The organism is Qiania dongpingensis, assembly GCF_014337195.1.
GTDB classification, from domain to species: domain Bacteria; phylum Bacillota; class Clostridia; order Lachnospirales; family Lachnospiraceae; genus Lientehia; species Lientehia dongpingensis.
On record NZ_CP060634.1, the window covers coordinates 2,892,996 to 2,912,531 of the forward strand.

Annotated in this window: 14 protein-coding genes; 13 read left to right on the forward strand and 1 reads right to left on the reverse strand. The window is 49.2% G+C overall.

Annotated features, from left to right (window positions below; genetic code table 11):
• The first annotated feature begins 4 nt into the window (after positions 1-4).
• The 13 genes from H9Q78_RS13580 (at position 5) to H9Q78_RS13640 (ending at position 18,561) form a co-directional block, all read left to right on the forward strand.
• The gene (locus tag H9Q78_RS13580; protein WP_249302445.1) at positions 5-679 is read left to right on the forward strand and encodes a phosphoribosylanthranilate isomerase; all 675 of its coding nucleotides are present in this window, start codon (positions 5-7) and stop codon (positions 677-679) included.
• On the forward strand, positions 676-1,860 hold the full coding sequence (gene trpB, locus H9Q78_RS13585; RefSeq protein ID WP_249302446.1) for a tryptophan synthase subunit beta: 1,185 nt from the start codon (positions 676-678) through the stop codon (positions 1,858-1,860). Before H9Q78_RS13580 ends, trpB begins: the two co-directional genes overlap by 4 nt.
• Positions 1,853-2,635 (forward strand): tryptophan synthase subunit alpha, encoded by a 783-nt coding sequence (gene trpA / locus H9Q78_RS13590; protein WP_249302454.1) that lies wholly within the window; start codon positions 1,853-1,855, stop codon positions 2,633-2,635. The genes trpB and trpA overlap by 8 nt, the downstream gene beginning before the upstream one ends.
• A gap of 127 nt (positions 2,636-2,762) precedes the next feature.
• Positions 2,763-3,683: a diacylglycerol/lipid kinase family protein gene (locus H9Q78_RS13595; RefSeq protein WP_249302455.1), complete on the forward strand. Its 921-nt coding sequence runs from the start codon at positions 2,763-2,765 to the stop codon at positions 3,681-3,683.
• A gap of 126 nt (positions 3,684-3,809) precedes the next feature.
• Positions 3,810-4,937 (forward strand): RNA polymerase sigma factor RpoD, encoded by a 1,128-nt coding sequence (gene rpoD / locus H9Q78_RS13600; RefSeq protein WP_147597619.1) that lies wholly within the window; start codon positions 3,810-3,812, stop codon positions 4,935-4,937.
• An 87-nt stretch (positions 4,938-5,024) separates the two neighbouring features.
• Positions 5,025-5,657 (forward strand): epoxyqueuosine reductase QueH, encoded by a 633-nt coding sequence (locus tag H9Q78_RS13605; protein WP_249302456.1) that lies wholly within the window; start codon positions 5,025-5,027, stop codon positions 5,655-5,657.
• Positions 5,658-5,769: 112 nt separating this feature from the next.
• Positions 5,770-6,963 (forward strand): acetate kinase, encoded by a 1,194-nt coding sequence (locus H9Q78_RS13610; protein WP_249302457.1) that lies wholly within the window; start codon positions 5,770-5,772, stop codon positions 6,961-6,963.
• A gap of 352 nt (positions 6,964-7,315) precedes the next feature.
• Positions 7,316-11,890 carry a glutamate synthase large subunit gene (gene gltB, locus H9Q78_RS13615; protein ID WP_249302459.1) on the forward strand — a complete coding sequence of 1,525 codons (4,575 nt, stop codon included), beginning with the start codon at positions 7,316-7,318 and terminating at the stop codon, positions 11,888-11,890.
• 1 nt (position 11,891) lies between these two features.
• On the forward strand, positions 11,892-13,379 hold the full coding sequence (locus tag H9Q78_RS13620) for a glutamate synthase subunit beta (protein WP_249302461.1): 1,488 nt from the start codon (positions 11,892-11,894) through the stop codon (positions 13,377-13,379).
• A gap of 314 nt (positions 13,380-13,693) precedes the next feature.
• Positions 13,694-14,431 (forward strand): ABC transporter ATP-binding protein, encoded by a 738-nt coding sequence (locus tag H9Q78_RS13625; RefSeq protein WP_249302463.1) that lies wholly within the window; start codon positions 13,694-13,696, stop codon positions 14,429-14,431.
• The gene (locus H9Q78_RS13630) at positions 14,428-17,187 is read left to right on the forward strand and encodes an ABC transporter permease family protein (protein ID WP_249302464.1); all 2,760 of its coding nucleotides are present in this window, start codon (positions 14,428-14,430) and stop codon (positions 17,185-17,187) included. Before H9Q78_RS13625 ends, H9Q78_RS13630 begins: the two co-directional genes overlap by 4 nt.
• 14 nt (positions 17,188-17,201) lie before the next feature.
• Entirely contained in the window at positions 17,202-17,801 is a 600-nt protein-coding gene (locus H9Q78_RS13635; RefSeq protein WP_249302466.1) for an RNA polymerase sigma factor, read from the forward strand.
• Positions 17,758-18,561, forward strand: coding sequence for a hypothetical protein (locus H9Q78_RS13640; protein WP_249302473.1), 804 nt, complete (start codon positions 17,758-17,760; stop codon positions 18,559-18,561). The genes H9Q78_RS13635 and H9Q78_RS13640 overlap by 44 nt, the downstream gene beginning before the upstream one ends.
• Here H9Q78_RS13640 and H9Q78_RS13645 read toward each other — a convergent pair.
• A complete protein-coding gene (locus H9Q78_RS13645) occupies positions 18,530-19,480 on the reverse strand; it encodes a GNAT family N-acetyltransferase (RefSeq protein ID WP_249302474.1) in 951 nt (316 codons plus the stop codon). The genes H9Q78_RS13640 and H9Q78_RS13645 overlap by 32 nt on opposite strands.
• Between the last annotated feature and the right edge of the window lie 56 nt (positions 19,481-19,536).

Genomic DNA, 19,536 nt, shown 5'->3' on the forward strand with positions numbered 1-19,536 from the left:
AGATATGGAAAAAACAGACGGTGTAAAAGTGAAAATCTGCGGTTTGAGACGACCGGAGGATATTCAGATGGCCAACCGCTTCAAACCGGATTTTATCGGATTCGTTTTTGCGAAGAGCAGCCGGCAGGTGGACCGGAATACGGCAGAGCGGCTGAAAACTCTTCTGAATCCGGAAATCAGGGCGGTGGGAGTTTTTGTTGATGAAGAGCCGGAGCAGGTGGCCGGCCTGTGCCGGGACGGTGTCATTGACATGGTACAGCTTCATGGAGAAGAGGACCGGGAATATATGGAACGGCTGCGGAATATGACCCATGTGCCGGTCATCCGGGCAGTACGGGTGAAGAGCCGGGAACAGGTACTTTCGGCAGAACAGCTTCCCTGTGACTATCTTCTTTTGGATACCTATACGGAAGGGACATACGGTGGAAGTGGGAAAGCCTTTGACCGGGAGCTGATTCCAAGTCTGAGGAAGCCATATTTCCTGGCAGGAGGACTGAGGACAGAAAGCGTGGCGGAGGCCGTCTGCCGATATCGCCCTTATGGCGTGGATGTCTCCAGCAGTCTGGAGAGCGGCGGATATAAAGATATCAAAAAAGTAGAGGCCTTTTTAAAAGCCGCCCGCGGCGGGTACGCAGCGGGCGGAGGGGCCGGAAGAAGAACAGGAGGAAAGGAACTATGAAAGAAGGCAGGTACGGACAGTACGGCGGCCAGTATATTCCGGAGACGCTTATGAATGCGGTGAAGGAACTGGACGCCGCTTACGAGCACTATAAAAAGGATCCGGAGTTCAACCGGGAGCTTGACGAGCTCCTTAAAAATTATGCGGGGCGCCCTTCACTGCTCTATTATGCAGAGAAAATGACGAAGGATTTGGGCGGCGCAAAAATTTATTTAAAAAGAGAGGATTTAAATCATACCGGTTCCCATAAGATCAATAATGTGCTGGGGCAGGTGCTTTTGGCCAAGAAAATGGGGAAGACCCGCGTCATTGCCGAAACAGGAGCGGGACAGCACGGCGTGGCGACTGCGACGGCGGCGGCGCTCATGGGAATGGAATGTGAAATCTTCATGGGAAAGGAAGACACGGACCGGCAGGTGCTAAACGTATATCGGATGGAGCTTTTGGGAGCCAAGGTACATCCGGTGAAAAGCGGCACGATGACGCTTAAGGACGCCGTCAATGAGACCATGAGAGAGTGGACCAGAAGAGTGGACGATACGCTCTATGTTCTGGGATCTGTAATGGGACCGCATCCCTTTCCGATGATCGTGAGGGATTTTCAGAAGGTGATCGGAAAAGAGATCAAAGAACAGCTTATGGAAAAGGAAGGGAAGCTTCCGGACGCGGTCATTGCCTGCGTAGGCGGCGGGAGCAACGCCATGGGAGCCTTTTACGAGTTCATTCCCGATGAACAGGTGAAGCTGATCGGGTGTGAGGCGGCCGGCCTTGGAGTGGATAATCCTAAAAATGCCGCGACCATTGCCAATGGGAGCACCGGTATCTTCCATGGGATGAAATCTCTTTTCTGTCAGGATGAATACGGACAGATCGCACCGGTATACTCCATCTCTGCCGGGCTTGACTATCCGGGGATCGGACCGGAGCATGCGATGCTCCATGAGACCGGAAGAGCTCAGTATGTGCCGGTGACCGATGAAGAGGCGGTAAGCGCCTTTGAATATCTTTCCAGGACAGAAGGCATCATTCCGGCTGTGGAAAGCGCTCATGCGGTGGCATATGCGAGAAAGCTGGCTCCGACCATGGATAAAGAGAAGATCATTGTCATCAATATATCCGGACGGGGCGATAAGGATGTGGCGGCTATTGCAAGATACAGGGGGGTGAATATATATGAGTAGGATAGCGGAGGCTTTTAAAAACGGAAAGGCGTTCATTCCATTTGTGACGGGGGGAGATCCTGAGCTGGATGTGACGGAGCAGCTGATTTACGCGATGGCGGAGGCCGGTGCGGACCTCATTGAGATAGGAGTGCCTTTTTCTGATCCTATCGCAGAAGGAATCGTGATCCAGGACGCCAACCAGCGCGCCCTTTCGGCGGGCTGCACGACGGACGGACTGTTCGATCTGGTGAAAAAAGTACGGAAGACCACACAGATTCCCTTGGTGTTCCTCACCTATATCAATCCCATTTATACCTACGGAAAAGAACGGTTCATGAGGAGATGTCAGGAAGTAGGCCTTGACGGTCTGATCGTGCCGGATCTTCCTTATGAAGAAAAAGAGGAGCTTCTGCCGGAGTGTGAACGGTTTGGCGTTGATCTGATCTCTCTGATCGCGCCTACTTCCCATGAAAGGATCGCCATGATAGCCAGGGAGGCGAAGGGATTTTTATATTGTGTCTCTTCCATGGGAGTGACCGGCGTTCGAAACGAGATCCAGACGGACATAGGCTCCATGATGAAGGCTGTGAAACAGGAGGCAAAGGTGCCCTGTGCGGTGGGCTTTGGGATATCCACGCCGGAGCAGGCAAAACGGATGGCGGCTGTTTCCGACGGGGCTATCGTGGGCAGCGCCATTGTAAAGCTGGTGGCAGAGTACGGAAAAGACAGCATTGAGCCGGTGGCCGCATATGTGAAGAAAATGAAAGAAGCCGTATTAAGTGCCGAATCATAAAATTTTCGTGAAAAGATTGACGTCAAAGTCGGAAAAGAGTAGAATCTACCTATGTATAAAGATGATTCAGACAGATCGTGAGTAAAACGGCGGCTGCCGTTGTGGTGGAAAGGCAGGGTTCTACAGTATGGATAAGAAGATGCTGTTCGTCTTCAACCCGCTGTCAGGCAAAGCACAGATTCGGACTAAGCTTATGGACATCCTGGATGTTTTTGTGAAGGCCGGGTATCAAGTGGAGATCCATGTGACCCAGAGGACACTGGATGCAAGGCGAGTGGTAGAAGAACGTGGATATGGCATGGATTTGATTGTGGGAAGTGGGGGAGACGGTACTCTGAATGAAGTTGTCTCCGGTGTTATGGGGATGGATAAGAAACCTTATATCGGTTATATTCCCGCCGGCACGACCAACGATTTCGCGGCCAGCCATAAAATACCCAGGAACATGATCCAGGCGGCGGAAAGCATTGTGATGGGCACCGCCTGTCCCGTGGATATCGGAAAATTCAACGAGAGCTATTTCACCTACGTGGCGGCTTTCGGAGCTTTTACGGATGTGCCTTATAAGACTCCCAGAGAGTTTAAGGCGGTTTTAGGCCATCCCGCCTACATTCTGGAAGCGGCAAAGAGCCTGGGAGGTATAAAGGCACAGCACATCACCATGGAGACGGAGACGGATTTCTACGAGGGGGACGTACTCGTCGGGATGGTCAGCAACGCCAATCAGATAGCAGGCTTTAAAGGGCTGAACGGCAGGAATGTCAGGCTGGACGACGGCAGATTTGAGGTGCTTTTAGTGGAAAACCCTCAGAACATACTCCAGCTTCCGGACGTGGTGGCCAGTCTTTTGCAGAACGGCCATAAATCAAAGCTGGTGAGACATTTTATGGCTTCCCATGTGAAATTCCAGTTTGAAGAACCGGTGGAATGGGTGCTGGACGGAGAATTTGGCGGAAAGAGAAAAGAAGTCGTCATTGATAACCATTGCCGGGCTATACAGATCATGAAGATGACCCATATGCCGCCAAAAAAGAAAACGCAGTCGTAATTTGGAAAATTGAAATAGATATTCAGGAAAACACAGGAAAAATGAAATCTTGGCTTTACTTTTGTAGAAAAAGCTTGTATAATTAAAAATTAGCGTGGAGAAGTGTGTGCGAAAGGACGTTAGCAAGTGGAAAAAGGAAAGTTTAGTGAAGATTTACTGAAACTTGTAGAACTGGGTAAGAGCAAGAAGTCCACTCTGGATATGAATGATATCAATGACTTTTTCGCGGGAGCGGATCTGACCGTTGAGCAGATTGAAGATATCATTACATACCTCGAGAACAATGGGATAGACGTACTGCGCGTGATGAATGATGAACTGACCATCGATGAAGACATGGTCCTGGACGCGGATGATGACGCTTTCACATTGGAAGAAGAAGAGGAAGAAGAGATTGACTTGGATGCCATTGATTTTCTGGATGGCATCGGTACGGAAGATCCGGTTCGGATGTATCTGAAGGAAATTGGCACAGTCCCGCTGTTGACGGCAGAAGAAGAACTGAAACTGGCGAAACGAAAGGCGGAAGGAGACCAGGTGGCGAAGGAACGTCTGATCGAGGCGAACCTGAGGCTGGTGGTCAGCATTGCTAAACGCTATACGGGCCGCGGTATGAGCTTTCTGGATCTGGTCCAGGAAGGAAACCTGGGGCTTATAAAGGGCGTTGAAAAATTTGATTATACAAAAGGGTACAAGCTCAGTACCTATGCGACGTGGTGGATCCGGCAATCGGTGACAAGGGCGCTGGCAGATCAGGCCAGGACTATCCGTGTTCCGGTACATATGGTGGAAACCATCAACAAAATGTCGAAGATGCAGAGGAAGCTGACTCTTGAGCTGGGATATGAGCCCTCAGTGACCGAGCTGGCGGGCGCTCTGGATATGACGGAAGAGAAAGTCATGGAGATCATGCAGATTGCCAGAGAACCGGCCTCCTTGGAAACTCCCATCGGAGAAGAGGACGATTCCAATCTGGGGGATTTCGTTGCGGACAGCAATGCGGTCACACCAGAAGGAAATGTGGAATCTGTGATGCTCAGAGAACATATTGATACGCTTCTGGAGGATTTAAAGGAAAGGGAGCGCCAGGTCATCGTCCTGCGCTTCGGCTTGGAAGACGGGCATCCCCGTACTCTGGAGGAGGTTGGCAAGGAGTTCAATGTCACCAGGGAGCGCATCCGGCAGATAGAGGCGAAAGCCCTCAGGAAGCTGCGTAATCCTGTGAGGAGCAAGCGTATCAGAGATTTTCTGTAGAAGCAGGCAAAAGACCAAGCTGCCCGGAATGATCCGGGCAGCGTTTTGTTTCATTAGGAAAGTTTGAAATTCAGAAAGGAATGGATCATGAGAAACTATCAGAAGGAGCTTGACACACTCCTGGAGAGGATGAAGAAAGAGGCGCCGAGTCTGCTTCTGCACAGCTGCTGCGCGCCGTGCTCCAGCTATGTGCTGGAATATCTGTCCCGTTATTTCTCCATTACCGTTTTTTATTATAATCCCAATATCAGTCCGGAGGAGGAATACCGGAAGAGGGTGGAGGAGCAGAAGCGTCTGATCCGGGAGCTTTCAGAAAGAAGCGGCTCTTTTCCCATTGAGTTTGTGGAGGGGAGCTATGATCCGGATGCCTTTTACCAAATGGCCAAGGGGATGGAGCACGTCCCGGAGGGAGGCGAACGGTGCTTTGGCTGCTATGAACTCCGGCTCCGGCAGGCGGCTTCCATGGCTCGGAAGGGCGGATATGACTATTTTTGTACCACCTTGTCCATAAGCCCGCTTAAAAACGCCGGGAAGCTTATGGAGATCGGGGAGGCCCTGGCAGAGGAATATGGGGTTTCTTATCTGCCTTCCGATTTTAAAAAGCGGGAGGGATATAAGCGTTCCATAGAGCTTTCAAAGGAATTTGGCCTTTACCGGCAGAATTACTGCGGCTGTATTTTTTCTAAAAGGGAAGAAAGGGCGGGAAGCGTACCGAAATAAAAACATGATCGGGGAGAATTGCACTTTACACAGGGCAAGGAACGCGATAGAATAAAGATAATCTGTGTTTTTCACAAAAAAGAGGATTATTAATTTAGGAGGGTACAAATTCATGAATGTATTGATTATCAATTGCGGAAGCTCTTCTCTGAAATATCAGCTGATTGATTCCGAAACAGAGCAGGTTCAGGCAAAGGGCCTGTGCGAGAGGATCGGCATAGACGGCCGTCTGATCTATCAGCCGGCAGGCGGGGAAAAAGAAGTGACAGAGGCGCCTATGCCCACTCATACAGAGGCGATTCAGATGGTTCTGGACGCGCTTGTAAACGCAAAGACCGGAGTTATGAAGTCCCTGGATGAGGTGGACGCCATCGGACACCGCGTGCTGCATGGCGGAGCGAAGATTACGGAGTCCTGTGTCATCGACCAGGCTGTTGTGGATGTCATCGAAGAGTGCTGTGATCTGGGCCCTCTCCATAATCCGGCCAACCTGAAAGGTATTTATGCCTGCCAGAAGCTGATGCCCGGAAAGCCCAATGTAGCAGTTTTTGATACGGCTTTCCACCAGACGATGCCCACCAAAGCGTTTATGTATGGACTTCCCTACGAATATTATGAGAAATACCATATCCGGAAATATGGGTTCCATGGAACCTCCCACAGCTTTGTGTCCAAAGAGACGATTAAATTCCTCGGCCTCGATGCGGATAATTCCAAGGTCATTGTCTGCCATTTGGGCAACGGCGCGTCCATCAGTGCAGTGAAAAACGGTAAATGTGTGGATACCAGCATGGGCCTGACTCCATTGGAGGGACTTGTGATGGGAACGCGCTCCGGCGATATCGATCCGGCTGTGGTAGAATATATCTGCAATAAAGAGAATAAGACAGTCAGTGAGATGCTGAATATCCTGAATAAGAAATCAGGCGTATTCGGCCTGACCAAAGGCCTCTCCAGCGACTTCCGCGATCTGGAGGAAGCCATGGCAGACGGCAATCAGCTGGCGGCAGACGCCATCGATATTTTCTGTTACCGCGTGGCTAAGATAGTAGGCTCTTATGTGGCTGCCATGAACGGTGTGGATGCCATTGCGTTTACGGCCGGCATTGGCGAGAACGCTCCTCTGATCCGTGAAAAGGTATGTGAATATCTCGGATACCTGGGCGTAAAGATCGATGCGGCAAAGAATAACAGCCGTGGCAAAGAAGTGGTGATTTCTGCAGACGATTCAGCAAAGAAGGTCGCTGTGGTGCCCACCAACGAAGAACTGGCGATCATGAGAGAGACAGTGGCTCTTGTAAAATAAAGGTCAGATTGTGATAAAAAGATAAATGGCGAACTGCCGGCGGGGTTGGGCAGTTCGTCTTTTTATATCATAGGAAAGTGCGTTCCATGAAAGAAAAAACCACCGGGCAGGAAGCACACAAGGGAGGTTTGAAATTAACTGACTATTCAATAAAAAGTTTTTATTTACAAACGGAATAAATGATTGTATGATAAAACACAAGTTACTGATGTGTATAACTTCATAAATGAGAACGGAATCGCCATATTTTAAGTGGCACAACGGAGTGCTGTAGATACAGACAAAATTTAGTCTGTATCTGCTGTGCTCCTTTTCTTTTATGAAGGCATTGCCGGAAGAGAGGAGACAGATTATGGATAGAAAACAGGCGGTAAAAAACAAGCGGCGTCCCGGTTTGTATGATGAAAGCTTTGAGCATGACAATTGCGGCATAGGAGCTGTGGTGAACATTAAAGGAATCAAGACGCATCAGACCGTGGAAAATGCGCTGAAAATCGTTGAGAACCTGGAACACAGAGCCGGAAAAGATGCGGAGGGAAAGACGGGTGACGGCGTGGGAATCCTGCTGCAAATTTCCCATAGGTTTTTTAAAAAAGCGGCGGCAGAGTGCGGTATCGCTCTGGGCGGAGAGAGAGAGTACGGTATAGGCATGTTCTTTTTTCCTCAGGATGAGCTAGCCAGGAACCAGGCCAGGAAGATGTTTGAAATCATAGTGGAAAAAGAAGGAATGGAATTCCTGGGATGGCGAAAGCTTCCAACGAATTCTTCCATATTGGGAAAAAAGGCATTGGATTGTATGCCATGTATCGAACAATGTTTCATACAGAAACCGGAAGAAGTGGAAACAGGGGTGGATTTTGATCGGAAGCTTTATGTGGCCAGACGTGTATTTGAACAGAGTAACGATAATACCTATGTAGTCTCTTTGTCCAGCCGTACTATTGTTTATAAAGGAATGTTTCTGGTGAAAGAGCTGCGCCTGTTTTTTGTGGATTTGCAGTCTCAGAATTTTGAATCCGCCATTGCCGTAGTCCATTCCAGATTCAGTACAAATACCACTCCCAGCTGGATGCGCGCGCATCCTTATCGCCTGATCGTGCATAACGGAGAAATCAACACCATCCGCGGGAATGTGGACCGAATGCTGGCCCGTGAGGAAAATATGGAATCTGAATTTACAAAGGAAGAAATGCTTAAGGTGGTTCCGGTGGTAAATCAATCGGGTTCAGATTCGGCCATGCTCGACAATACACTGGAGTTTCTTGTGATGAGTGGTATGGAACTGCCACTTGCCGTAATGATCACTATCCCGGAGCCCTGGGCTAATGATAAATATATGAGTCAGAAAAAAAAGGATTTCTATCAATATTATGCCACAATGATGGAACCTTGGGATGGGCCGGCTTCCATCGTGTTCAGCGACGGGGATATTTTAGGAGCGGTTCTGGACCGGAACGGCCTTCGCCCATCACGGTATTATGTTACGAATGACGGATATGTGATTCTTGCATCGGAAGTGGGAGCTCTGGAAATTCCGACGGAAAAAGTATCGAGAAAAGAGAGACTCCGGCCGGGAAAGATGCTTTTGATTGATACAGTCAGGGGCGAGGTGGTGGACGACGATACTCTGAAAGGCCGTTTTGTAGACAAAAAGCCCTATGGGGAATGGCTGGACAGCAATCTGGTAAAGCTTGGAAACCTTAAAATTCCCAATAAGAAGGTTCCCGGCTTTACAGAGGAAGAACGGGCAAAACTTCAGAAAGCATATGGATATACCTACGAACAGTATAAGACTATGATTCTTCCCATGGCCAGAGATGGAGCAGAGGCGGTATCCTCAATGGGGGCAGACAGTCCGCTGGCGGTTCTTTCCAAGCAGCATCAGCCGCTGTTCAATTATTTTAAACAGTTATTCGCGCAAGTGACAAATCCGCCCATTGACGCCATTCGGGAAGAAATTGTAACCTCTACGGCGGTATATATAGGATGTGACGGAAATCTTTTAAAGGAGGTTCCAGAAAACTGCAGGATTTTAAAGGTGAACAACCCGATTCTCACCGATACGGATCTTTTGAAAATAAAAAATATGAAGATTCCCGGATTGAAGCCTGCGGTGATTCCTATTATCTATTATAAAAATACGTCTTTAGAACGGGCAATCGACCATTTGTTTTTGGAAGTGGATCGGGCGCACAGGAACGGAGCGAATATTCTGATTCTTTCAGACAGGGGAATTGATGAAAATCATGTGCCGATTCCTTCTCTAATGGCCGTTTCCGCACTGCAGCAGCATTTGGTGAAGACCAAGAAGCGTACTTCCGTAGCCATGATCCTGGAAAGCGGGGAGCCCAGAGAAGTCCATCATTTTGCCACACTGCTGGGCTATGGGGCGTGTGCCATTAATCCATATCTTGCTCATGAATCTATTCATTATCTAATTGAATCCGGTATGCTTGACAAGGATTATTATGCTGCGGTAGATGATTATAATCTGGCGGTCCTTCATGGCATTGTGAAAATTGCCTCTAAAATGGGGATTTCTACCATTCAATCCTATCAGGGGTCTCAGATTTTCGAGGCCATAGGCATCAGCAGAGAGGTGATAGACCGGTATTTTACCAATACAGTGAGCCGGGTGGGAGGAATCACTCTGAAGGATATCGCGGCGGATGTGGACGCCCTTCATTCGGCGGCCTTCGACCCTCTAGGCCTTCAAGTAGACCTAACCCTGGAAAGTGTGGGAAGCCATAAATCCCGTTCCGGAAAAGAAGAACATTTGTACAATCCCAAGACCATTCATCTCCTTCAGGAATCCACGAGGACAGGAGATTATGAGATGTTTAAGGAATATTCAGAGATGCTCCACGAAGAAAAGAACCCACTGAATCTTCGCGGGCTTCTGGATTTTAATTTCCCCCAAAAGGGTGTGTCGGTCGAAGCAGTGGAAAGTGTAGATTCCATTGTAAAGAGATTTAAGACAGGAGCCATGTCTTATGGATCTATTTCGCAGGAGGCCCACGAAACCCTGGCGCTGGCCATGAACGCCATTCATGGAAAATCCAATACCGGCGAAGGCGGTGAAGCGCTGGAGCGTCTGGATACGAAGGGAGTGGCAGGGAAAGACTGCTGTTCGGCCATTAAACAGGTGGCATCTGCCCGCTTTGGCGTGACATCCCGTTTTCTGGTAAGCGCGGATGAAATCCAGATAAAGATGGCGCAGGGGGCGAAACCGGGAGAAGGCGGACAGCTTCCCGGGAAAAAGGTCTATCCGTGGGTAGCGAAAACAAGACATTCCACTCCGGGCGTGAGTCTGATCTCTCCCCCGCCCCATCACGATATCTATTCCATAGAGGATTTGGCACAGTTGATCTATGATTTAAAAAATGCCAATAAAAATGCCAGAATCTCTGTAAAGCTGGTATCGGAAGCAGGTGTGGGGACGGTGGCGGCAGGAGTGGCGAAAGCCGGCGCTCAGGTTATCTTGATATCCGGATTCGACGGCGGAACCGGTGCTGCGCCCAGAAATTCCATTTATAATGCAGGACTTCCTTGGGAACTGGGGCTTTCGGAGACTCATCAGACTCTGATCATGAATGATTTGCGGGATAAGGTGATCCTGGAGACAGACGGAAAGCTGATGAATGGCCGTGACGTGGCGGTAGCCGCAATGCTTGGCGCGGAGGAATTTGGATTTGCAACTGCGCCTCTGGTGACCATGGGATGTGTTATGATGAGAGTGTGCAGCTTGGATACCTGCCCGGTGGGAGTGGCTACTCAGAATCCAAAGCTGAGAAAAAGATTTCGAGGAAAACCGGAATATGTCATCAATTTTATGAAATTTGTTGCCCAGGAGCTTCGTGAATACATGGCTAAACTGGGGGTCTGCACTGTGGATGAGCTGGTGGGACGGACTGACCTTCTGAAAATGAAGCGGGAATTTGATTTTGAACGTGCCGCAACTGTGGATTTATCGGCGATTCTTAACAATCCCTATGTGGGATACAAATTGGCCGGTTATCATAAGAAAAAAGAATATGATTTTATGCTTAAGAAAACGGCCGATGAGAGAGTATTGATGAAGAAGCTCCTGCCGGCACTGGAGATGGGACAGAAAAAGAGTATTGAAATAGATATTAAAAATACGGACAGAACCTTTGGCACCATTTTTGGCTCGGAGATCACAAGACGCTGTCCGGAGGGACTGCCGGAAGATTCTTTTATTATAAAATGCAGCGGCAGCGGAGGACAAAGCTTTGGGGCGTTTATTCCTTCCGGTCTCACATTGGAGGTGGCGGGCGACAGCAACGACTATTTTGGAAAGGGGCTTTCCGGCGGTAAATTGATTATCTATCCTCCTCAAGGCGCACGCTTTTCGGCAGAGGACAATATCATCATCGGAAATGTGGCTCTGTATGGCGCCACGGGTGGAAAAGCCTATATTAACGGTCTGGCAGGAGAGCGTTTCTGTGTCCGTAATTCAGGCGCCTCCGCCGTGGTGGAAGGCGTAGGGGATCACGGCTGTGAATACATGACAGGAGGCCGTGTCGTGGTCCTTGGGAAAACGGGAAAGAATTTTGCGGCAGGTATGAGCGGAGGGATTGCCTATGTATTGGATGAGGCAAATGATCTGTATCGCAGACTCAACAGGGAGATGGTCTCCATGGAAGAACTGACGAATAAATATGATGTTCTGGAATTGAAGAAAATGATCCAGGATCATGTGGCTTATACAAATTCTGCCAGAGGAAAGAAAATACTGGACCATTTTGGGGAGTATCTGCCTCGGTTTAAAAAGATAATACCATATGACTATAAACGTATGCTCAATACTATCATACAGATGGAAGAAAAGGGACTCAGCAGCGAGCAGGCGCAGATAGAAGCGTTCTTTGTGAACGCAAAGGGCGATGAGGAAGGAGGACATTGAGATGGGGAAGCCTACTGGTTTTTTGGAATATGAAAGAGAAACAGGAGAGGTGATGCCGCCGGAGGAAAGGGTTCGGAATTTCCGTGAATTTCACAGATCACTGCCGGTGAAAAGCCAGCGGCTTCAGGGAGCCAGATGTATGGATTGCGGTGTGCCGTTCTGTCAGTCCGGAGTACTGTTTAACGGAATGGTGTCGGGCTGCCCCTTACATAATCTGATTCCGGAATGGAATGATCTTGTTTATTGTGGGAACTGGGAGCAGGCCTATTATCGACTTCGCAAGACCAACAGCTTTCCAGAGTTCACCTGCCGGGTTTGCCCGGCTCCTTGTGAGGCGGCATGCACCTGCAACCTGGCAGGTCCGCCTGTTTCCATTAAAGAAAATGAGAGAAGCATCATAGAGACGGCATATGAAAACGGCTATGTGAAGCCAGAGCCTCCTAAAGTGAGGACAGGAAAACGTATCGCAGTTGTGGGTTCCGGGCCCTCTGGCCTTACCGCGGCAGATCTTTTAAACAAAAGAGGACATCAGGTCACGGTCTTTGAAAGAAAGGACCGCGTCGGAGGATTACTCCGGTATGGGATTCCCAATATGAAACTGGAAAAATGGGTCATTGACAGGAAAGTCGATATCATGGAAAAGGAAGGCGTGGAATTTGTGACTGGCGCCGATATCGGAGTGAACTATAAGGCCATTGATGTGATGAAGCAGTTCGACAGTGTGGTGCTTGCTTGCGGAGCCTCAAATCCAAGGGATATCAAGGCGCCGGGACGCGATTCCCGGGGTATTTATTTTGCGGTAGATTTTTTGGCATCTACGACCAAGAGTTTGTTGGATTCCAATCTGGAAGATGAGAAATATATAAGTGCAAAAGGAAAAAAGGTCATGGTCATAGGAGGCGGAGATACTGGGAACGATTGTGTGGGGACAGTCATCCGCCATGGCTGTGCGTCAGTCATTCAGTTGGAAATAATGCCGAAGCCGCCGGAAAAACGGCTTGACAGCAATCCATGGCCGGAATGGCCGAGGGTGTTGAAGACCGATTACGGACAGGAGGAGGCTATCGCCAGGTTTGGACATGATCCCAGGCTTTATCAGACCACGGTTAAGGAATTTATTCCGGATGCCAAGGGAAACCTGAAGAAGGCCGTTCTTGTGAAGCTGGAAGGAAAGAAGGATTCGAAAAGCGGAAGGATGGCAATGGTTCCGGTGGAAGGCAGTGAAAAAGAAGTAGAAACGGATTTGGTATTGATTGCCGCCGGATTTTTGGGAAGTCAGGAATATGTCACAAAGGCTTTTGGGGTATCCGTTGACGGAATGACGAACGTAAAGACGGAACCGGGAAAGCATCAGACAAACATCCGGCATGTTTTTGCCGCCGGTGATATGCACAGAGGACAGTCTTTGGTGGTGTGGGCCATACGGGAAGGACGTGAAGTGGCCAGAGAGGTGGATGAGAGCCTGATGGGGTATTCCAATCCGGTATAAGGAAATCCGTTTTCCGCAGAGTCTCCGTCTTGAAAAAGTTATCTGATATGAGTACAATAAAAGCAAGATGATGGGAGGGATTTTGAGACCATCTACAAAAATGCCGACAGGGCCCTTTATGAGACGAAGGTTCACGGACGGAATGGTGTCGCCAGATATTGCCGGGAAATATACAGATAGGAGAAATGGCATTTAAGAAAGCCACAGCGCTTAAGCAAGCGGCTGCGGCTTTCTTATTTTTATTTTCCTGAAAAGGTGTGACAGACCGGATGTTTTTGACATGATTAAGAAAAGAGGTTATGAGGAGGGAGCGTATGAAGAGTCATACAGGATTCAAACAGGAGAGCATGGGATCGGAGATCATAAGGACAGAGGGGCTGTCCAAATATTATGGAGATGGAGAGGCACTTGTAAAAAGCGTGGATCAAGTAAATCTATCCATCTGGAAAGGGGAGATCACCGCCATAGTAGGAAAAAGCGGATCAGGAAAAACGACCCTTCTCCATATGATGGGAGGATTAGAGCCGCCGACAAAAGGAAGGGTCCTTCTGGACGGCAGTCCGCTTTATGAAATGAACGACAGCAGGAGGACGAAATTCCGCCGGGAACGGATAGGATTCATATTTCAGAAATTCCAGCTGATACCGGATATGACCATTCGGCAGAATCTGCAGTTTCCCCTTGATGTGGCGGGAAAGAAGAAGGATAAGGCTTTCGAAGAAGAGCTGATCTCCATGCTGGATCTGGAAGACCGGCTGGGCTTTTATCCCCACCAGCTTTCCGGAGGGGGCCAGCAGCGGGCGGCTATCGCCCGGGCCCTGCTTTTGAAGCCGGATCTGATCCTGGCAGATGAACCGACCGGCAATATTGATGAAGCTGCGGGACAGGAGCTTTTAAAATTCATTTTGCGTTCCAATGAGAAATATGGACAGACCTTTGTCATCGTCACTCACGATATGGCGGCTGCGGGGATGGCGCACCGGATCGTACGGCTAAAAGACGGGATGGTTCAGCCGGACAGCGGAGAGGAAAACAGAAGGGGGCACGTATGAAGATTAGAAAAATGCTTGGATACAGTCTTCAGGGTGTTGTAAAAAGCGGCGCTTACCGGGTGTTTCTTCTGGGAGTGACCCTTTGTATAGCGCTGCCTCTGCTTTTTATAACTGTGACAGACAGCATGTTTTATACGGCGCAGGAAAAGAAAAAGGACTTATATGGAGAGTTCACAGATATTTTTTATGGGAATGAAACGGCAGGAAGCCTCGCTGGGACCGCGGCCCTGGAGGGAATGAACGACGGTAGTCTGAAAGGGCTTCTGGATGAAAAAGAAATCCAAAAGATCCGGCGCCTGGGAAATCTTTACAGCGCTGACCTGGCGTGCTGGAAAGAACAGAGTCCGAACCTTGATGCGGATGAAGCGGAAAAGAGCCTGGAACAGATTTTTTTGAAGCGGGAGAAAAAGGAAGCGGATTATTATGGCGCAGGAGGTACCTCCGGCCTTTTGTCCGTGGGATATGCCGATGAAACGGCCAGAGAGCTGGGACGCCTCAGGCTGAAGGAAGGAACCTGGCCTTTAGAGGGGGCGGTCGTAATAACGGAAAGCCTGCAGAAGGAATGGGAGGAGGAGCCTCAGCCTGGAGACCGTGTGGAATGGAGGGGCAGGAGTTACCTTGTCTCAGGTATTCTTTATGACTATGGGATGCTGTGGGTGGAAAATGTAAACCAGACGGATGCTGACAGGCAGAGGCCGGATCTGTTCTTTTCTGAGACGGATTTTAAAATACTTTTGCAGGGAGCCAGTGATATCCAGATATCCCATCGCACTCTTATGGAGCTGAGGGACGTCTTTTCTTCCGATATCTATATGGAGGACTACGCGCTGGTGCAGAACATGGCCATAAAAAGCGAACAGTTTTCCGTTCCCCCTTATCTCTTGTACCTGGTCTATATCTGCGCGGCCCTTTTGCTGATCCAGCTATTGCTTCTGGGACTTCCGAGACTGGAACAGAGAATGCGGCTGTACCGGCTTTTAGGAGTACCTGGAGCGAGTATCCCATTTCTGCTTTATCTGGATCTTTTTTGGGTTTATATTTTGTCTTTGCCCATTGGGATCTTGGCGGGAATCGGCGGGGCATATCTGATATGCAGTCTTGGAAGCAGGATGATCTCCATGCCTTTTTTATTCCGGGTGAGCGCGGCGGGAATGGCCGGGGCGGCGGCTATGATCGGCGTACTTGTTCTTTTGTCAGGTGTCCTTCCGGCAGTACGGCTTTTTCGAACGGAGATTCTGGAAGGACAGGCAGTATCCTTCCGCCGCCGCAGAACACAAAAGCGTCTGATTGCCGGCGGGCTTCTTGGTCTGCTTCTCATTTGTATCTTTTTTCTGCACGGCAGCTCCTTATGCTATCTGAAAGCAGATGAAAACAGAAATCTTTCTGTACCGCTCTACGGGAAAATCTCCACGGACTATGATTATGAATTTTTGGCGAATACCATCAGCGATGATACCTCCTATGTGGATGAAAACGGAAACTCTCTGAGTGTCAGCACATCAGGGCCCGATGATATTTATACCGTATATAACGAACCGTATCTGGGGATGAGCGAAGAGGATGTGGAAGCGCTTAGGAAAGAGGAAGGGATACAAAAAGTATTGGCATATAAGGAATGCAGCCAGCTTTATATGAAAGCGGACAGAGAAGATCCCTACCAGAAAGCGATGGAGGATGACATGCTGTCCAGCCAGACGGTTTCTTTCAATGAGGAAATGGAAAGGATATACGGACTTGACGGATCCTATCAGGAATCCAGACTGCAGGGATATTCAGAGGAAGAGCTTCTGAGCCTTGCCCCTTATGTGGAGGAGGGGGAGATCGATCTGGAGAAAATACGAACGGGAAAAGAGATCATTCTGATGGTCCCGGATATCCAGACAGAGATGTGGGAGTATGACGACGGGACCGGACAAAAAAACAGTGCGATGTCAATTTCCTATCTGGAAAAAGGAGTTTATGACGGAAGCGAGGGACAGTACAGCAACCGATATTATCATGTGGGAGATACCATTGATGTCTTCCGCCTGTATTCGGAGAACCCGGAGCTTCGGGGAAAGGTGACGGCTAAGATTGCAGAAGATGAAGTGAAGAGACAGGATTTCACATTTCGGATCGGCGCGGTCATCCGGTGCCGGGCTGGATGGTTTGAAGATACGATGCGTCCGGAACCGTTTTTTAACTTCCTGGGACTTAATGATACCTTTGAGGCGATAGGTCTTCCCAGCACCTATACCCGCGTCCGTGTTTACGGAGTCAATGGAGAAGACGGAGGGACGCTTAAGCAGAACATGTATAAACTGAGCGGCAAGCTGTCGGAGATGCATTTGGATGACCGCCGGGGATTCATGGAGGAATACCGTCAGTATCGTCTTCTTTTATCGGTTCTTTCTACCCTTCTGACGATACTTTCTGCTATAATGGGGACAGGCATGATAACGGGGAGGATGTTGATGCGGGTCAGAGAGGAACGAAAACGCACGGGGCTCTATCAGATTGCGGGCTGTACCAGGAAGAGGCTGTTCTGGTCACTCATCCGTCCGTTTATTGCTTTGGTACCGGCCATGTGGGCGGTATCCATGCTGCTTGTCAGGATAAGTTCAGAATATTTTTTCATGCTGGACGGATATTGGGGGTTCTGGCAGTGGATGAAGGTGCTCGTGGGAGCGGCATTTCTGTCGTTTGCAGCCGTCGTCATAACAGCGCGGGCGTTTTTTAAGGACAGCATAAGCAGCCTGATCCGGCAGGAAGACTGAGGAAGGAATGGAACGTGAAGCGAAGCCAGGAAGAGCAGCAGTTCATGGAACTGCTTTTCAGCCAAAACTATAACCGGATATACCGGTACTGCTGCCTGAAGCTGGGAGCCTCTGGACAGGATGCGGAGGACTGCGCCATGGAAGTGTTCTTCCGGGCGTTTCGGAAGGTGGAAAGACTGATGGAGCATCCCTGCCCAGAGCGGTGGCTGTATGTGGCGGCGCGGAATGTCGCGCTGGAAACCTTGAGAAAGCAGGCGCGCAAAAAAGAATTTGAACAGGCAGACAACGGCTTTTTCAGCAGATATTCTGACGGCTTGGAAGATGTGGAAAAAAAGCTGGTCCGTGAAGATGAAAGCAGGAAAACTCAGGGACTGGAAGAGAATCTGACAGCGTGTCTTAAACCAAAGGAACGGGAGCTTTACCGTTTTTTGGTGCTGGAGAAAAAGAATACGCGGCAGATCGCGGAAGCGTTGTCTATTTCCTATACGAATGCCACCACAAAGGTTTGCAGGCTGCGGAAAAAGCTGAGAAAACAGTTGGAACAGATGGAGAAGAAGGGAGGCGGGCCATATGAAAGATATCCGGATGAAAACGAATCAAGAGGTATTCATTGACAGATATTTAGAGGAAAGAGAATTTCTCCCGTCTCAGATGGACGAGCTCGTGGAAGGGGAGCTTAAACGAAAAGGGGAAGAAACGCCGGCACAATATACTAAAAAAGAGCTTAAGATGAAATGGGAGCTTTTGCTTTACCGCAGAAAGACAAAACGGCTGCGGATCTGCAGATGTGTTCTTGCGGCCGCCTGCGTGTTTCTGACGGTGGGGCTGGCGGCATCCTTCCTGTATCCGGTCAAGGTACAGGGAAACAGCCCATACGTGACATTTATTACCGGGGAGGGAAGGAGTGAAAATTACCGGATAAACTATAAAGAAATAGATCCTTCCTATGGGAGGACCTATGCTTATAAATCCTGGAGGGAGCTGGAGGCAGAGCTGGGATTTTCGCTGGTGAAGCCGGAAGGACAGACGGTATCGGGGCTGTATCTGGATTCCAGGCCGGGAAGCAGCTTTTACAACGTGGCGGCGTATTTTGACAAAGAAGAACATCCGGGGATCTCCAGCTATAATGCGTATTTTGTAAAAGAAGAAGAGAAAGCCTATGGATATTCCTATTCGGTCAGTCAGAATTGGGTATACCTGAGACGGGAGGAGCTGGGAGGGCGAACTGTCACATTATACCGGCTAAACGGCACGGAGGGAGGGAAAGAAATCTACGGCGCGGCATTTTCGGAGGACGGCTTCCTCTATGTGCTCACATCGGGGGATTCTTCTCTGGAGACCTTTAAGACGGCTCTTTCTTCCCTGGTGAAATAAAAGTCCCGCTTTCCCGGTAATAATCGAGCCTTGACTGTATGAGAAAGCCGCAGCTTTTATAAAGATAAAAAGCCGGAAGGTTGGATGTGGATACCTGGAGAAGGAGAAGACATCCGGGAGGAAGGATTTGGAACAGGGCGGATAACGTCTTTGTTCCATACCCCTTCCGACGAAAACAGGGCAGTATGCCAAAGCCCATCAGATATGCCGCGCGCCCGTTCTTATCAAGCGTTAGATGCAGCAGGCCAAGGGGCTCCTCCTGAGACTTCTGAAAAGAGGGGGCGGGCAATAAGATGTAGGAGGTCGTATCCGGATCCTCCAAAATGGTGTCGATATAGGATTCTGTAAAAAATCGATCCGCGTCAAACGCCTGCATGTGCAGCGAAATAAGCTGTTCTCGGTTGTCACGGCCGGAAAGAGAAAGTTGAACAGATGGAGCGGCAGCCGCACCTGCGGCAGGAATCTCGGCTGCCATCATACATTCGGAATGTGATAATTTTAAATTCCGGCGCATGCAAAAGGAGGTGGTATCAGGGTCACAGGAGAGACATTGATAGAGGAAGGACACATTTCCGAACCGGATTTTCGTTTCTGTACGGGCAGCCTGAAGGAGCAGGGAAAAATATCCTTTTTTTCTGTGAAGGGGATGGGTGAAGCCGGATACCTCCGCGGTTTTCCGGTCCGGACAGAAAACAGACAAAAAGCTTACAAGAACTTCTTCCATATAAAAAAGCAGAAAAAAGGTATCCTCGTCCTCGGCGTTTGGCTCGGGAAGGACTAAGCTCAGGACAATCGGATTTTTGGAAGAAGCGTTTCCTGCTGGAGACGTCACAGGCGCAGCTTCGGAACAGATTGTATGCAGAGCCGTCACTTGACAACACTGAAGTTCATTGAGACTGTTGCAGAGAATATAAGGCATAGCAGTTTTCCTCCTATGAAACTATTCTATCATGAAGATGGGGCAAAAGGAATCCG

Excerpts from the sequence above, each read along its gene's own strand:
- H9Q78_RS13645 (WP_249302474.1), bottom strand. The coding sequence starts at position 19,480 with ATGCCTTATATTCTCTGCAACAGTCTCAATGAACTTCAGTGTTGTCAA.
- trpB (WP_249302446.1), top strand. The coding sequence starts at position 676 with ATGAAAGAAGGCAGGTACGGACAGTACGGCGGCCAGTATATTCCGGAG.
- H9Q78_RS13630 (WP_249302464.1), top strand. The coding sequence starts at position 14,428 with ATGAAGATTAGAAAAATGCTTGGATACAGTCTTCAGGGTGTTGTAAAA.
- H9Q78_RS13625 (WP_249302463.1), top strand. The coding sequence starts at position 13,694 with ATGAAGAGTCATACAGGATTCAAACAGGAGAGCATGGGATCGGAGATC.
- H9Q78_RS13605 (WP_249302456.1), top strand. The coding sequence starts at position 5,025 with ATGAGAAACTATCAGAAGGAGCTTGACACACTCCTGGAGAGGATGAAG.
- trpA (WP_249302454.1), top strand. The coding sequence starts at position 1,853 with ATGAGTAGGATAGCGGAGGCTTTTAAAAACGGAAAGGCGTTCATTCCA.
- H9Q78_RS13610 (WP_249302457.1), top strand. The coding sequence starts at position 5,770 with ATGAATGTATTGATTATCAATTGCGGAAGCTCTTCTCTGAAATATCAG.
- gltB (WP_249302459.1), top strand. The coding sequence starts at position 7,316 with ATGGATAGAAAACAGGCGGTAAAAAACAAGCGGCGTCCCGGTTTGTAT.
- H9Q78_RS13595 (WP_249302455.1), top strand. The coding sequence starts at position 2,763 with ATGGATAAGAAGATGCTGTTCGTCTTCAACCCGCTGTCAGGCAAAGCA.
- H9Q78_RS13620 (WP_249302461.1), top strand. The coding sequence starts at position 11,892 with ATGGGGAAGCCTACTGGTTTTTTGGAATATGAAAGAGAAACAGGAGAG.
- H9Q78_RS13580 (WP_249302445.1), top strand. The coding sequence starts at position 5 with ATGGAAAAAACAGACGGTGTAAAAGTGAAAATCTGCGGTTTGAGACGA.
- H9Q78_RS13640 (WP_249302473.1), top strand. The coding sequence starts at position 17,758 with ATGAAAGATATCCGGATGAAAACGAATCAAGAGGTATTCATTGACAGA.